The organism is Desulfopila sp. IMCC35008 (assembly GCF_010646885.2).
Lineage (GTDB): Bacteria > Desulfobacterota > Desulfobulbia > Desulfobulbales > Desulfocapsaceae > Desulfopila.
The window spans coordinates 3,110,548-3,124,827 of record NZ_CP050700.1; the positions used below are offsets into that span (position 1 = coordinate 3,110,548).

At 49.4% G+C, this 14,280-nt stretch carries 13 protein-coding genes; 11 read left to right on the forward strand and 2 right to left on the reverse strand.

The features are described from left to right. The first annotated feature begins 101 nt into the window (after window positions 1–101). The 9 genes from rsfS (at window position 102) to GA520_RS13685 (ending at window position 10,236) form a co-directional block, all read left to right on the forward strand. Window positions 102–479, forward strand: coding sequence for a ribosome silencing factor (rsfS, locus tag GA520_RS13645; protein WP_163338360.1), 378 nt, complete (start codon window positions 102–104; stop codon window positions 477–479). A gap of 48 nt (window positions 480–527) precedes the next feature. Beyond that, on the forward strand, window positions 528–1,925 hold the full coding sequence (thrC, locus tag GA520_RS13650; RefSeq protein ID WP_163338359.1) for a threonine synthase: 1,398 nt from the start codon (window positions 528–530) through the stop codon (window positions 1,923–1,925). Beyond that, the gene (locus tag GA520_RS13655; RefSeq protein WP_163338358.1) at window positions 1,918–2,778 is read left to right on the forward strand and encodes a purine-nucleoside phosphorylase; all 861 of its coding nucleotides are present in this window, start codon (window positions 1,918–1,920) and stop codon (window positions 2,776–2,778) included. The genes thrC and GA520_RS13655 overlap by 8 nt, the downstream gene beginning before the upstream one ends. A gap of 3 nt (window positions 2,779–2,781) precedes the next feature. Then, window positions 2,782–4,092, forward strand: coding sequence for an amidohydrolase family protein (locus GA520_RS13660; protein WP_163338357.1), 1,311 nt, complete (start codon window positions 2,782–2,784; stop codon window positions 4,090–4,092). 133 nt (window positions 4,093–4,225) lie between these two features. Then, a complete protein-coding gene (gene tatA / locus GA520_RS13665; protein WP_163338356.1) occupies window positions 4,226–4,420 on the forward strand; it encodes a twin-arginine translocase TatA/TatE family subunit in 195 nt (64 codons plus the stop codon). Window positions 4,421–4,466: 46 nt separating this feature from the next. Next, window positions 4,467–4,712, forward strand: coding sequence for a twin-arginine translocase TatA/TatE family subunit (gene tatA, locus GA520_RS13670; RefSeq protein WP_163338355.1), 246 nt, complete (start codon window positions 4,467–4,469; stop codon window positions 4,710–4,712). 364 nt (window positions 4,713–5,076) lie between these two features. Beyond that, a complete protein-coding gene (locus GA520_RS13675) occupies window positions 5,077–6,228 on the forward strand; it encodes a glutamine amidotransferase family protein (RefSeq protein WP_163338354.1) in 1,152 nt (383 codons plus the stop codon). After that, a complete protein-coding gene (locus GA520_RS13680; protein ID WP_163338353.1) occupies window positions 6,186–7,826 on the forward strand; it encodes a glutamate synthase-related protein in 1,641 nt (546 codons plus the stop codon). Before GA520_RS13675 ends, GA520_RS13680 begins: the two co-directional genes overlap by 43 nt. Window positions 7,827–7,896: 70 nt before the next feature. Then, a complete protein-coding gene (locus GA520_RS13685; RefSeq protein WP_205749281.1) occupies window positions 7,897–10,236 on the forward strand; it encodes an FAD-dependent oxidoreductase in 2,340 nt (779 codons plus the stop codon). Window positions 10,237–10,327: 91 nt separating this feature from the next. Here the strand turns inward: GA520_RS13685 and GA520_RS13690 are convergent, their stop codons facing one another. Further along, window positions 10,328–10,600, reverse strand: coding sequence for a hypothetical protein (locus tag GA520_RS13690; protein WP_163338352.1), 273 nt, complete (start codon window positions 10,598–10,600; stop codon window positions 10,328–10,330). A gap of 91 nt (window positions 10,601–10,691) precedes the next feature. Continuing rightward, the gene (locus GA520_RS13695; RefSeq protein WP_163338351.1) at window positions 10,692–11,183 is read right to left on the reverse strand and encodes a methylated-DNA--[protein]-cysteine S-methyltransferase; all 492 of its coding nucleotides are present in this window, start codon (window positions 11,181–11,183) and stop codon (window positions 10,692–10,694) included. Between the two features lie 125 nt (window positions 11,184–11,308). Between GA520_RS13695 and GA520_RS13700 the strand changes: the two genes are divergently transcribed. After that, window positions 11,309–13,384 carry a metallophosphoesterase gene (locus GA520_RS13700; RefSeq protein ID WP_163338350.1) on the forward strand — a complete coding sequence of 692 codons (2,076 nt, stop codon included), beginning with the start codon at window positions 11,309–11,311 and terminating at the stop codon, window positions 13,382–13,384. Window positions 13,385–13,584: 200 nt separating this feature from the next. Continuing rightward, a complete protein-coding gene (locus tag GA520_RS13705; RefSeq protein WP_163338349.1) occupies window positions 13,585–14,271 on the forward strand; it encodes a TIGR00153 family protein in 687 nt (228 codons plus the stop codon). The last annotated feature ends 9 nt before the right edge of the window (window positions 14,272–14,280 follow it).

Genomic DNA, 14,280 nt, shown 5'->3' on the forward strand with positions numbered 1-14,280 from the left:
GAGTTACCTTATTTTTTTTCACTGTTGAAAACGAAAACAATTTCATTTTTAACGCATAAACAAATTGACAGTCAGCCAAGAAAAAGGCACTAGTAACAACCATGAAACAACTCAAACAGGAACACCGGGACAAAACCGGGCTTGAAATTGCAAAAGTCTGCGCCCAGACAGCGCTGGACATGAAGGGTGAAGATGTTGTGATCCTCGATGTAACAGGACTCGCGTCTTTTACCGATTTTTTTGTTGTAATGAGTGGCAGGTCAACCCGTCACGTACAGGGACTCGCAGAGGCCATCGAAGGCGAAATGCGATCAAAGAGGGTCAAGGCCTCCAGAGCGGAAGGAATTCAGGAAGGCATGTGGGTGCTACTGGATTTCGAGGATGTTGTCGTCCATATCTTTTATCACGAACAGCGCGGCTTTTATGACCTTGAGGGTCTCTGGCACGACGCCGCACGGATTGATCCTGAAGAAAACTGACAACCCTCTTCCCAATAACCTCGTCTCATAACATCCAACGATCTTGCTATGCAATACTTGAGTACCCGTGGTCAGGTCGACCACATCCCTTTCACCCGTGCTGTTCTCATGGGTCTTGCAGAAGATGGCGGTCTCCTTATACCCAGAACCATCCCCCGCATCGGTGCAGAAACCCTTGCGACCTGGGAAGAGATGGAATACACAGAGCTCGCTTTTGAGATCATGTCACGTTTTATCGATGACATTCCGAACAACGACCTGCAGCAGCTCATCGACAAATCCTACGCCACTTTCAACCATGCTGACATCACCCCTCTGGCTCATTGCGGTGACCTGCATATACTTGAGCTCTTTCATGGGCCGACTCTGGCGTTCAAGGATGTTGCTTTGCAGTTTCTCGGCAATCTGTTCGAGTATCTGCTGGAGAAAAACGATTCGGTGCTGAACATTCTGGGCGCAACCTCCGGTGATACCGGCAGCGCTGCGATATACGGAGTCCGTGGCAAGGAGAGGATTAATATTTTCATCCTTCATCCTTATCAGAGGGTGAGCCCGGTCCAGGAAAAACAGATGACCACCGTTCTCGACGACAATGTGTTCAATATAGCCATCAAGGGTTCTTTCGACGATGGACAGGCAATCGTAAAGAGGATATTCGGAAACGTCGATTTCAAGTCTGAATACAACCTCGGGGCCATCAACTCCATCAACTGGGCCCGGGTGCTGGCTCAAGTGGTCTATTATGTTTACAGCTGCCTGCATATCAAAAAGCACGAGAACCAGTCCGCCGTCGATTTCTCGGTACCGACTGGCAATTTCGGCGACATTTTCGCCGGTTATATCGCCAAAAAGATGCTTCCCGAAGGAACTATCCGAAAGCTGGTACTGGCCACCAACGAAAATGATATCCTGAGTCGCTTCGTCAACGATGGTGTCTACTCCACAGCAGATGTCAAACAGACGACCAGTCCCTCCATGGATATCCAGGCTGCCTCCAACTTTGAGCGCTATCTCTATTTTCTTCAGGATGGAGAACCGGAAAGAACAAGGGATCTCATGGAAGAGTTTCAGGCCACTGGTAGAATTGATCTCACCTCCTGTAAAGATCACATTTGCAGGGATTTCTATGCCAAGGGGGTGACAGAGGATGAGGTCCGCGAGACCATCCTCCACTTTTACAAGGAACATAATTACATCCTCGATCCGCACACCGCTGTGGGTGTTCACGCGGCCAGGAAATTCCAGCGTCAGGGCGTGCCGATGATCTGTCTGGCGACAGCCCATCCGGCGAAATTCGGTGATGCCGTTGATGCTGCAATAGGGCGTCAGCCTGATGTCCCCAAAGCGCTCGAGGGTATTCTTGAGCAGGATTCACGGTGTGAACTGATGGAATGTGATGCCAACCTGATTCAGGATTACCTGAAAACTCACGCGCGACATGGCTGATACGGATTTTGATGGTTACCGGCAACAGGTTGAAGAAAGTGTAGACTGGCTACGATCGCGATTGCCAATCTCACCCCGTACCATAATCCAACTTGGTACTGGTCTTGGCGATTTTGCAGATAGCGTCGATATCGATCGTATCATCCCCTATCATGACATTCCCAACTTTCCCTGCTCCACTGTTCAAAGTCACAAAGGTAACCTCATTATAGGCCGCCTCGCCGGAGAGCCTGTAGCAGTACTGCAGGGCAGGTTCCACTTTTATGAAGGATATTCCACCAAAGAAGTTACTTTCCCGATACGGGTACTCTCTCTTCTCGGCACGCAATTATTAATTCTCACCAATGCCGCTGGCGGGCTCAACCCACTAATTCAGCCGGGGTCGATCATGGTCATCCGTGATCACCTTAACTTTCTCGGCGAAAATCCTTTACGCGGTATCAATATTGATGAATGGGGCCCTCGTTTCCCGGATCTCTCCGTGCCCTATCATCCTGGCCTTATAAAAATGGCATTAGACAGCTCAGGCCGCTGTTCCATCAAAAACGTCCTCTCAGGCACCTACGTCTGCATTCCCGGGCCAAGTCTGGAAACACCTGCCGAAACTCGCTGGCTGCGAGAATGCGGCGCTGATGGTGTCGGCATGTCTTCAGTACCCGAAGCCATCGTCGCCCGGCATGCCGGCATGGAAGTACTCGGTTTATCCGTTGTCTCCAACGTCAACGACCCTGATAACTTCCAGCCCATACTGCTTGATGAGATTATTGCCACAGCTGCTGCGGTCGCTCCCCGGCTCAAACAACTTCTTACTGATATAGCAAGCCGCCTGAGCAGTGAATATTTCAGAGAGTGAAAAATGTCTTATCCAACCCTTCTTATCAGTGGGAAATACCTCTTACCCACCTCCAGTCAGTCCAGCCTACTTTCTGATCACGGCATCGCCGTCACGGGCGATACCATTACAGAGATAGCGCCCTATGAGGAGTTACACAAAAGGTATCCCAAGGCAGAGCGGCTGCACACCCCGTTCGGGTTGATTATGCCGGGACTGGTCAACACCCACACCCATGCGGCTATGTCATGCTTCAGAGGTATTGCTGACGATCTGCCACTGATGACATGGTTGCAGGAGCACATCTTTCCGGCAGAGACCAAGCTGACCCCGGATATTGTCTATAAGGCAACCCTGCTCTCCATTGCCGAGATGATCAAGTCTGGTACTACCTCCTTTAACGATATGTACCTCTTTGCTAAAGAGGTGGCTGCGGCCGCGGACAGTGCAGGAATCAGGGCCTGGATCGGTGAAGTACTTTATGATTTTCCTTCACCGTCGTATGGTGAGCTGGAAAACGGCTTTAACTATGTACATGAGATGTTCACGCAGTACCGCAACAATCCGCTCATTTCTATCACTGTCGATCCACACAGTGTGTATACCTGTGCTCCCGACCTGCTGTGTAAAACAGCGCAAATTGCTGAAGACCTGGATCTCAACCTGCACATCCACCTCTCTGAAAACGTTCCGGAAGTTGATACCTGTCGTGAACGGTACCACAGGACGCCTGTCCAGCATCTTGAAAACCTGGGTGTACTGAGCAAAAGGGTGATCGCTGCCCATTGTGTAGTCTTAGACCCACATGATATTGAGCTACTGGCAGAACAAAACGTCAACGTCAGCCACTGCCTTGAATCGAACATGAAACTGGCTTCCGGTTCTGCCCCTGTTGTAGAACTGATGCAATCCGGGATAAATGTTTCAATTGGCACAGATGGTTCTGCCTCCAACAATGATGTTGATATGTTTGGGGAGATCTCAACAGTGGCCAAGGTTCACAAAGGTATCAACCTTGACCCAACCGTAATGAATGCTGAAACCACTCTTGGCTGCGCTACAATCGGCGGAGCAAATGCACTGAGCGCTTCAGATACGACAGGATCTATTGAGGTGGGCAAAAAATGCGACTGTATTGTGCTCGACATGGACCAGCCACACCTGACTCCCTGTTACAACGTTGTTTCACACCTGGTGTATGCAGCGCGTGGCAGTGATGTTGTTCACAGCGTCATAAACGGTCGCGTTGTCATGAAAAACAGGAAGCTGCAGACTATTGATGAGGAAAAGCTGCTCGCAGAGATGCGCAGTCTAGCCGGCAAAATTTGCCCTTGAGGCAGACATTCAACTGGATGCAACGAGCTTGACTTTCTAACGATACTACTCTACATTCCAGTTCTGGCTTAGTAATGGGAACCCGGCCAAGACCGGTGAAAGACGTATGTTTTTTATTAACTGAGGTATATTTATGTTCGGACTCGGAATGCCGGAACTTATTGTAATTCTGGTTATTATAGTCATTATTTTCGGAGCGGGAAAACTTCCCGAGATAGGGTCGGGTATAGGCAAAGGCATCAAAAACTTCAAAGAGGCGACCAAATCTGAAGAAAAGAAAAAAATTGAAGATGAAACCAAGGAAAGTGATAGTGACAAGACCGCCTGAGAAGGTGCCGTCTCTTCACTTGTCTGAAGGTTTGGGAGAATAGCACATGTTTGGTCTCGGAACCCCAGAACTCATAGTAATTTTGGCCATAGCCGTACTTGTCTTCGGCGGTAAGAAACTACCAGAGATTGGCCACGGTCTTGGTAAAGCCATAACTTCGTTTAAAAAAGGAGTTGGCGAAGTTGAAAATGATACCAAATCCATCATTGATGAGCTCCCCGGTATAAAAGAGGCTGCCGAGGTTAAACAGAAGGTCGACCAGGTAAAAAATATCGGTCGAATCCTGAAATAATCCGTCTCCCGAAAGAATACCGCCGCAACACGATAAAAGCTTAAACCGATATTATGCGGTTTAAGCTTTTTTTTGCCAACATGCAGGTCTCATACCGACAAAACCAACCACCAACACATTAAACAGTGGTAATAGTTGATTTTGACCGAACATTATTAAGCACAATCTCCTGCAGTCCACACTTTCCCCCATTTTTCTTGACTTTATGGGAATTCTTCTTTATAAATGCATCCTCGGTATTACCGCATTACCCGTTTTTATCTGTCTTAGTTCATCCGGTTGGAATTCCCCCGGCTTGCATCCAATAGACGCTTTAATCATGCCTTACCCCGGCATACTTCTATTAATACATCAGGAGAAATGCATGTGTCGTTTAGCCCTGAAAACAGCGAATGAACCGTTCTCTCCATACGAGGTTCTCCAGGCAATGGAAGCCATGCAGGAAGGATACGACGGCTCCGGCCTCGGCCTCTTGCTCAGAGGAATGGAATTCGAAGATTTCAAATACAACCCGCGGTTTCCTATACTCTCAGGTATCGCCCACTCCAAAAAAGCAGAAAATCGTCTCGACGAGTATATGGATGAGCGTGGTTACGAACTGAAATACGACCACCGTTTTTCCCTTAAACCAGAGATGATGGAAACCAGGTCCAGGGACAGGTATCGCTATTTCCTGAGAGCCTACAGGATGCCGGAAGGATTTAGAGAAAAGTCCGCCATCGAGGAACGCGAGGAAGAACTGCTGCAGACACGGCTTGCACTCAGGCAGATTGGTGAAACCAATGGCAACGACCTGACTATTTTTTCATTTTACCCTGATGTTGCCATGATTAAAGAAGTCGGCTGGCCTTTACAGATAGGCAACGCCCTTAGTCTCTGGGATAACCAGATCAAATCCCGGGTCTGTATGGCGCAGGGTCGGCAGAACACCAATTATGGTATCAATCTCTATGCCTGCCACCCGTTTTTTATCCAGGGTATTGCCACCATGACAAACGGTGAAAATACAGCCTTTGTCCCGATCCGTGACTGGTTGCTGGGCACCGGCAAACCAGGATATATAGGGTACCATTCGGATTCTGAGGTATTTGCCCATATACTGCATTACACCTTGAAAGAACTTAAACTCCCGCTTGAGGCCTATAAGCATATTATTACACCGCTCAGCTCCAAGGAACTGGATGTCCATCCCCAGGGAGATTTCTTGAAAGGTCTGCGCAACGCCTGCAAGAGACTTATCATCGACGGACCCAACGCAGTGATCGGTACCCTGCCAGATGAAACCTGCATGCTGGTGATGGACCAGAAAAAACTCCGGCCAGCCACCGTTGGAGGACGAGAGGGGGCCTGGGCTATCGCCTCGGAACTCTGCGGCGTTGATGCCATGGTCCCTGACCGTGATCCCGCTAATGACTTCCAGCCCATGCGTGAACATACCGTAATTATACCACCCGATAGAAAGGAATTATCCATATGGTCTCAGCACGATCAGTTACAGTTACCCCAAGCAGCTTAACATACCCGGATTTACAATGGATCATCGAGCATCGTGAAGATCGATGTACCCTCTGCGGGCAATGTACCGCTGTCTGCCCGAAAGAGGCCATCCAGCTGACATACAGACGGCAACGGATGCCTAAACTCGATATCCTGAGTAAAAAACGGGGTAACGACTACCGGACATTCGTCGGAATCCGTCAGAAAACAAACCCGGAGAACGCCTGTATCGGCTGCTCCATGTGCTCCATGGTTTGCCCCAATGAGGCGATCATACCAGTCCCGAACAGTAACGAGCACAGATCTGTCTTCTTTGAAAACCGTAAAGGTGAACCGAACAAACGTGGTGGCCGCAGAAATGTGGAAGGTGCAACACTGCTCGACAGGATCATGTTTGACCGGATCTCCATGCTGACGGATCCGGCCCTTGATGCCGGGCGGCATGAATTCAATGTAACCACCACCCTTGGCAGAGTTCTCTCACCGGAGGATTTCCTCAACAAAACGATGAACGGCGGCTGGATTCCACCAACCCGTGAGATTTTCCCGTTTGTCATCGGCTCCATGTCGTTTGGCGCTTTGTCGCCCAACATGTGGCTCGGCCTGCTTCAGGGTGTGGCATACTGTAACGAAGTGCTTGGCATCCCGGTAGTTATGTGTACCGGTGAGGGTGGTTGTCCTCCCTGGGTCCTGAAAAGTCCGTACCTGAAATATATTATCCTGCAGATTGCCTCCGGTTACTTTGGCTGGGATGAGATCATCAGAGCCATCCCTGAGATGCAATGCATGCCTGCGGCTATAGAAATCAAGTACGGCCAGGGAGCGAAACCGGGAGACGGTGGATTGCTCATGTGGTACAAGGTGTCCAAGCTGATCGCGAGACTCCGCGGAGTTCCCGAGTCCGTCGACCTGCCCTCTCCGCCGGTTCACCAGACACTGTACTCCATTGAAGAGAGTGTCATGAAGATGATCCAGACCCTGTCTATGGCCTTTGATCACAAGGTTCCTGTTTACCCAAAAATTTCCGCTTCAACCTCTGCGAAATCGGTTTTGAACAACCTGGTCAGAAACCCCTATGCAGCAGGCTTAATGATCGACGGTATTGATGGTGGTACCGGTGCCGCGTACAATGTATCCATGGATGCCACCGGGCATCCTATCGCCTCCTGTGTCCGTGAGTGTTATCTCGACCTGGCCGCACAGGGGAAACAAAACGAGATCCCGCTTTTCGCCGCAGGCGGTATCGGCAAGAACGGAAATGTCGCCCAGAACGGTATGGCACTTGTCATGCTGGGAGCTTCCGGCGTCCACATCGGTAAATACATCATGCAGGCCGCTGCCGGTTGTCTAGGCAACGAGAAAAACCGCTGCAACGTCTGTAACGTTGGTATCTGCCCCAAGGGTATTACCAGTCAGAATGCAAAACTGTATAGAAGGCTCGATCCCGATCTGGTAGCCGAACGTGTTGGAGAGGTCTTTATGTCGATCAACACCGAAGTTAAAAAGATCATGGCACCGCTTGGCCGGTCCCAGAGTCTTCCTATCGGTATGTCTGATGCCCTCGGTATTAACGATGAAGCCGCTGCCAGAAGACTGCAGATTAAGTACATTTGCTAACAAGAGACTATGCATCATTGAGGCGGGTTTTCAAACTACCCGCCGAAGTATTTGACATAAGGAGTAATCAGTGACTACGACTGTTGTAAAAGGCCTTGACCAAAACGGCCAACGAATCAGTTCCATGGAGTTTGAAAAGCTGGTAAGAAAAGCAGCTGCTTCATCCAGCTCCCTCGCTCTGGAATCCTACGGTCAACATAATATCGGCATACGTCTCCAGCATGAAGACGGTCTTCATATCACTGTTGACGGTCCCTCCGGACAACGACTTGGATGCATGGGCATGCCAGGCACCCGTATCACCTGTAAAGGTGCAACCTCGGACGATGTCGGCTACCTGAATATCGGCGCCGAAATAACGGTACAGGGAGATGCCACCAACGGCGCCTGTAACGCCATGGCTGCCGGAAAGGTATTCATCGGAGGCTCGATTGGTGCCCGCGGTCTTACCATGACTAAATGGAACCCGGAATATGAAAAACCTGAACTGTGGATATTGGGTTCCACAGGCGACTCCTTTGCTGAATTCAACTGCGGCGGGACGGCGGTTGTATGTGGATTCGAGCCAAAAAACAGTAAGAATATACTCGGGTACCGCCCATGTGTCGGTATGGTCGGTGGCACTATCTTTTTCCGAGGCCCCATCGACGACTCCTACTCCAGGAACAATGCGCGGCTAGACAACCCGAGCGACGAACAGTGGCAATGGCTGACCGAAAACATGGTTGACTTCCTCGAGCGCATAGAAAGGCCTGAATTGCTTGACACCATGACCGTGCGGGACGAGTGGCAGCTACTTGTTGCCGTCACTCCCCAGGAACGGGCCCTCATGTGGTCCGGTCCCATGCCTATGGCCGAATTCAGAAACGAACACTGGAACAAAGCCTTAGGGGGTGACCCTTTACGCGATCTTGCCCCGGGACTTGACCGAAGTCCTATCCCGGTAATCGTAACAGGTGATTTGCGACGAAAAAAACCGTGGTGGGCAAACTGCGAATCAGCTGCCCCCTGTACTTTCTATTGCCCTATACATATCCCGACTGTTGATCGTCTGCGACTCATTCGTGAAGGAAAGATTGACGAAGCCTACGAGATGATACTCGGCTATACCCCCCTGCCCGCCTCAGTCTGCGGAGCAGTCTGTCCGAATCTCTGCATGGAAAACTGTTCCCGTGGTGGTGTTGACATCACTATAAACATGCAGGTATTAGGGCAAGCCGTCAGCCATTTCGCCCCACCGAAGCCAGCTGAATCACTTGACAAAAAAGTTGCGGTTATCGGTGGTGGCCCAGCCGGCATGAACGTTGCCTGGCAGCTGGCACGTGCCGGTATTGACGCACACATCTACGAACAGGGTTCATTTCTGGGTGGTAAACTGGCCCAGGTGATTCCCTGGGAGCGACTACCGCAGGCAATATGGGATGAAGAGATCAAACGTTTCCTTGCTGTACCCGGAATCGATGTTACCCTCAACGCAGACATCACCAAAGATACATTCGATAAGATCCTTGATGAATTTGACTATGCGGTCATTGCAGTGGGAACCCATGAACCCCGTCGTTTACAGTTCCCTGGCCACGAAAAGGTGATTCCGGCCCTCGATTTCCTTAAAACCACCAAAACCAGTACCCCCATGAAAGTTGGCAAGGAGGTTGTCGTTATCGGTGCGGGTAATGTCGGCTGCGACGTCGCCTGCGAGGCATACCGATTGGGAGCTGAAAAAGTCACCCTGGTCGATATCCAGAAACCACTTGCATTTGGTAAAGAAAAGGAGGCCGCCGAAGCACTCGGTTCCACCTTCAGATGGCCGGTTATGACGAAGGAAGTGACCGATCAGGGGCTGGTCACTACGGATGGTGACCTGATCCCGGCACAGACCGTTTTTATCTCCATCGGCGATGTACCCGCTCTTTCCTTCCTCCCCGAAGGTGTGGAAACCATGACCGTAGGTGGCGCAGCATGGATAACCACTGACAAGGCCCATCTTACCTCAAACGAGCAGGTTCTTGCCGTAGGTGATGTGGAACGTCCAGGACTTGCCACCAATGCCCTGGGGGCAGGTAAAGAGGCTGCCGAGTTCATTATCGCCAAGGTTAAAGGTGAAGAGTGGAAACCGTTTGAGAAGCCACTCATTCCACAACAGGCGATAACTATTGCCCACTATGAACCATCTGCTGCTTCCACCATTACCACAGAGTCGGAACAGGCCGATCGCTGCCTCTCCTGTGCCTCCTGCCGAGATTGTCATCTCTGTGAGACAATCTGTCCAACCGGAGCAATCAGCAGACAGGAAACCCTCGTGGACTCTGAGAGTGTGTTTGAGTATGTTTCCGATGATGAAAAATGTATAGGCTGTGGATTCTGTGCAGACACCTGCCCATGCGGTATATGGCAAATGAATCCCAACTAAGCTGTCTTTTTCATATAAATAATGCCATAACTAAAAAAAAGCCCGTCGAAGTGAACCGACGGGCTTTTTCTTTTGGGCTCAAGGTTCTCTGCTATTTCCTGACAAACCTTACATGAACATTGTACTCACGTGTATCCACATCCGCAGGAAGCATATCAGAATCCGGGACCATGATGGTCAGTACTCGCCCCTTATGAGGATCCTTACCTTGTTTGTTCCTTCGTTCCATACCCGACGGTCCCGCAATTCCCTTCCTGGTCGGTCGCACATTCAATAGACGTGCCTGGATTACAGGGCTCGCTTTTTCAGGTGTTTTGGGCGGTTGAGCGGGTAACGGCGGGATAGAGCCAACTATAATTTCCATAACAATCTCTCCTCTTTTGTAAACGGGATTGTTATTAGTATAACCGACTATTCCTTCACTTTCATCAATAATATCACACTTTATTCAAAGCTTAGCTGATATAGCCCTGCTCAACATCAAGCAGGAACTGCTTCACATTTACACCTGCGGCAAAACCTGTTAAAGCTCCACTGCTGCCAACGACCCTGTGACACGGTACTATCACCGGAACTGGATTTCGATTTGCCGCTCCCCCAACAGCCCTCGCTAGATTTATACTGCCTGCCGCTTCAGCAATCTCTTTGTATGTTCTGGTCTGGCCATATGGAATTTCTGAGATCAGTGCCCATATCTTTTTCTGAAACTCTGTGCCCCGCATTTCAAGCGGAACGCTGAAAGTTCGCAGGCGACCTGCAAAATAATCCTTTAACTGGTCTGACACCTCCCTGTATATATCCGACTCAGGGACATCCATTACCTGTGGTGGCAAAGGATCCCCCATTTTTATGAACTTGATAGCGTAAAGGGCGGATTCATCCATTTTCAGGTGCAAACCATAGAGCGGGTATTCCCGATCCACATCAAGGGTAAATAGTTTTTCCACGCTTATTCCTATAGTAGTTTTATCTTCATCGTAACAGAGCTCACGGAACAACCAATGACATAGTTGCTTGACATCATGCTCAGGATTTAGGTAATCTCCCAATTCATATCTATGCTCAAACTATTATGGAAGATCTTCTTAAAAAAATACTCGTTCCCATCAAGGACGTCCAGGATATAAGGGGCGTTGCCCTGCCTATCGGTCTCGAGTATCTGCAACTCGTGGTCACAGGACCACCGGGTGCCGGGAAATCATATTATATCAACCAGATCCGTGGTTGGCCTAATGAAGGGTATATCGATCTGGCCAGGAAGGGATGGTGGAAAGACACGACTCTTATCTACCGGCCAAGGGAAGTACATCTTGGCATTCCGTTTGTGGGCATAGCTGAATCCCTCACTGTTTTTGACCGTGAGTGGCTTGATGCCTCTCCGCCGCTCCAGTTTGACTTCTCCCGTATCAAGATCCCCCCCCATGGGGACCGGTTGTTTCAGACCAACTGGATCAACCGGTATATATTCGAATTTCTTCTGCCCGATCCTAAAATTATTTTTGAGCGCCGTGAAAAGCGAATGAATGACGGGTACTTCCCCGTCGACACCAATCTCACCGAGGAAATGGTCATCCGCCAGGTCCAGGCGTACCAGGAAATCGCCCTTTTTCTGCACCGTGCCGGTATGAATGTTTACATTCGACTGGGATTGGATGGACGCCCCATGCGAATAGCCGAAAAAGGAGTAGCGGCCATTCCCCGCTGGTCCATCACTTCAAAACTACCAAGGCCAAGCCTGAAAAGCATCGACGGCTGGAAACAGCTGTTCGGACTGCACGACTCCAAATGGATAACCATAGACGACACGTTGCAAAAGATCGAAGGGGTTAATATTATCGCCCACGATGGCAGAATGTTTGAAATGGACCTCAACGGTCACAGAATCTGTTTTCACCCTGAAATCCCGCTAGGGGTAAAGAAAAAGAAGGTTAATAAAAACTGGATTATCTCCAACCCTGACAGCTGTGCTACCGATCAACCAATTGGCTTTGCCCGGCTAAAAGTGGGGGAAACTGTTATTATTGGCAGGTCCAATAAAGAATATGACAGTATCCTCAATTTCCCCAAGAATGTAGGTAGACGCCATATAGCTGTTACCAATAAACGCGGAGACCTCACCCTTACCCCGCTTGACAGTGAAAAGAGCGTCGCCCTGATCCGTCCTGACGATGTCGATTACCGGGAGCGTGTCGACATCACCCATCAACACTCCTTTTACACCCTGAGAAACATCTATGGTGGCTCGATACAGCACCGGTCACGGAGTGAGGCTTTACAGCAAATCCGCGATACCAACGACCTGTTGGACCACGAACCAATGCGTCCCCTGACGCGTTCCGGTAAACCGGGTGGCATCCTTGAGCTGAATCAGGACACTATCCCTGTTGTAATCGGCGACCTTCATGGCCAGGTTGACAACCTGCTCAAAATACTTTGTGAAAACTGTCTGCTGTTCCATCTTGAAAAGAAGAGCGTTACCATCATCATACTGGGAGATGCCGTTCACTCAGAAACAAATGATGAAATGGAGGACATGGAATCATCCATCCTCATGATGGACCTGATTTTCACCTTCAAACTCGCCTATCCTGAAAATTTTTTCTATCTCAGGGGCAATCACGACAGTTTCTCCGAAGATGTCAGTAAAAACGGTATCTCCCAGGGTGTTCTCATGCGTGAACAGCTCTTTGAGCTTCGCGGTGCTGAATATACAGAAGAGATGGAACGTTTTTACAGAAACCTGCCCTATATTATAACCTCTCGTTATTTTTACGGCTGCCATGCAGCCCCCCCCAGAACCCAGGCCAGCTACGACCAACTCATCCACATCTCGGAAAACCCGACTCTGATCCGGGAAGTTACACGTAACCGGCTGCAACGTCCCAACTATCTCAGCGGATACAATAAGTCAGACATCAAGAATTTTAGGAAAGCACTCGGGGTACCAAAGAAAACACCTTTTATCGTAGGCCATACACCTCTCGATCCCTTTGGTTCAGTCTGGAAGAATGTCGGTGGCATCAAGAATCATCATATTATTTACAGCGCCCATTTAGAGGGTCCGAGCGTACTGCAATACATAAATAATGATATGGTTCCGTTAAGCTATCCGGCAGAACCGATAACAAAGCTTATTAACAATCTCTGATTTGAACATTGCACCGCTCATCCCCTCTCTTTTATTTCGAATTTTCTCATTGACATTCGGCCAAAACTTAGTAACTAGCGCTGGGAAAATTCTTCGTTTTCTAATACCATATAAATGCACCCCTAACACGAACGACAGGTCAATCGTCTACGCACCCTCCAAGGCGACATACAACCCAGAAATACAGGAGAATATCGACCATGCCGATCCGTTCAACCACTCCATTGTCTGGATTATTCCGACGCTCACCTTTTAAACCGATCCAGGAACATATGCGTATTGTATTTTCCTGTATCTGCCTGGTTCCTCCACTGTTTGATGCTATCTACCTGAAAAACAGCAGCCAGATCCAGGAACTTGCCGACCAGATCAGCACACTTGAGACCGATGCTGACAAAATCAAGTCGACGTTTCGTCTCAACATGCCTACTTCGCTCTTCATGCCGGTAGACAGGAAAGATCTGCTCGGTCTGATCAGCGACCAGGACAGTCTTGCGGATACCGCAGAAGCGATCTCCCAGATCGTTACCTACCGTGAGATGGTTGTTCCTGAAGGCCTCAAGAAGCCACTTGATGAACTTCTTGAAGGTACCATGGAAATCACCTCTGAAGCCAAAGAGATGATCGAAAGGCTCGACGAACTGCTTGAGGTTGGATTTGGTGGCCGGGAAATGGAAAAGGTTACTGCAATGATCGCCCGAGTTCGTCGCAGCGAACACAATATCGATCATATCATCCATCGTACCAGAAAGAACCTTTTTAAAATGGAAGCCCAACTCGACCCTGTATCCGTTATGTTCTGGTACAAGATCATCGAACTGGTAGGGAAACTGTCCGATCAATCCGAAAACATTGCAGACCGCATTCTGCTGTTTTTGTCCAAATAGGGGGAACGA

Coding starts and splice junctions, on each gene's coding strand:
- rsfS (WP_163338360.1), top strand. CDS start 102: ATGAAACAACTCAAACAGGAACACCGGGACAAAACCGGGCTTGAAATT.
- thrC (WP_163338359.1), top strand. CDS start 528: ATGCAATACTTGAGTACCCGTGGTCAGGTCGACCACATCCCTTTCACC.
- GA520_RS13655 (WP_163338358.1), top strand. CDS start 1,918: ATGGCTGATACGGATTTTGATGGTTACCGGCAACAGGTTGAAGAAAGT.
- GA520_RS13660 (WP_163338357.1), top strand. CDS start 2,782: ATGTCTTATCCAACCCTTCTTATCAGTGGGAAATACCTCTTACCCACC.
- tatA (WP_163338356.1), top strand. CDS start 4,226: ATGTTCGGACTCGGAATGCCGGAACTTATTGTAATTCTGGTTATTATA.
- tatA (WP_163338355.1), top strand. CDS start 4,467: ATGTTTGGTCTCGGAACCCCAGAACTCATAGTAATTTTGGCCATAGCC.
- GA520_RS13675 (WP_163338354.1), top strand. CDS start 5,077: ATGTGTCGTTTAGCCCTGAAAACAGCGAATGAACCGTTCTCTCCATAC.
- GA520_RS13680 (WP_163338353.1), top strand. CDS start 6,186: ATGGTCTCAGCACGATCAGTTACAGTTACCCCAAGCAGCTTAACATAC.
- GA520_RS13690 (WP_163338352.1), bottom strand. CDS start 10,600: ATGGAAATTATAGTTGGCTCTATCCCGCCGTTACCCGCTCAACCGCCC.
- GA520_RS13700 (WP_163338350.1), top strand. CDS start 11,309: ATGGAAGATCTTCTTAAAAAAATACTCGTTCCCATCAAGGACGTCCAG.
- GA520_RS13705 (WP_163338349.1), top strand. CDS start 13,585: ATGCCGATCCGTTCAACCACTCCATTGTCTGGATTATTCCGACGCTCA.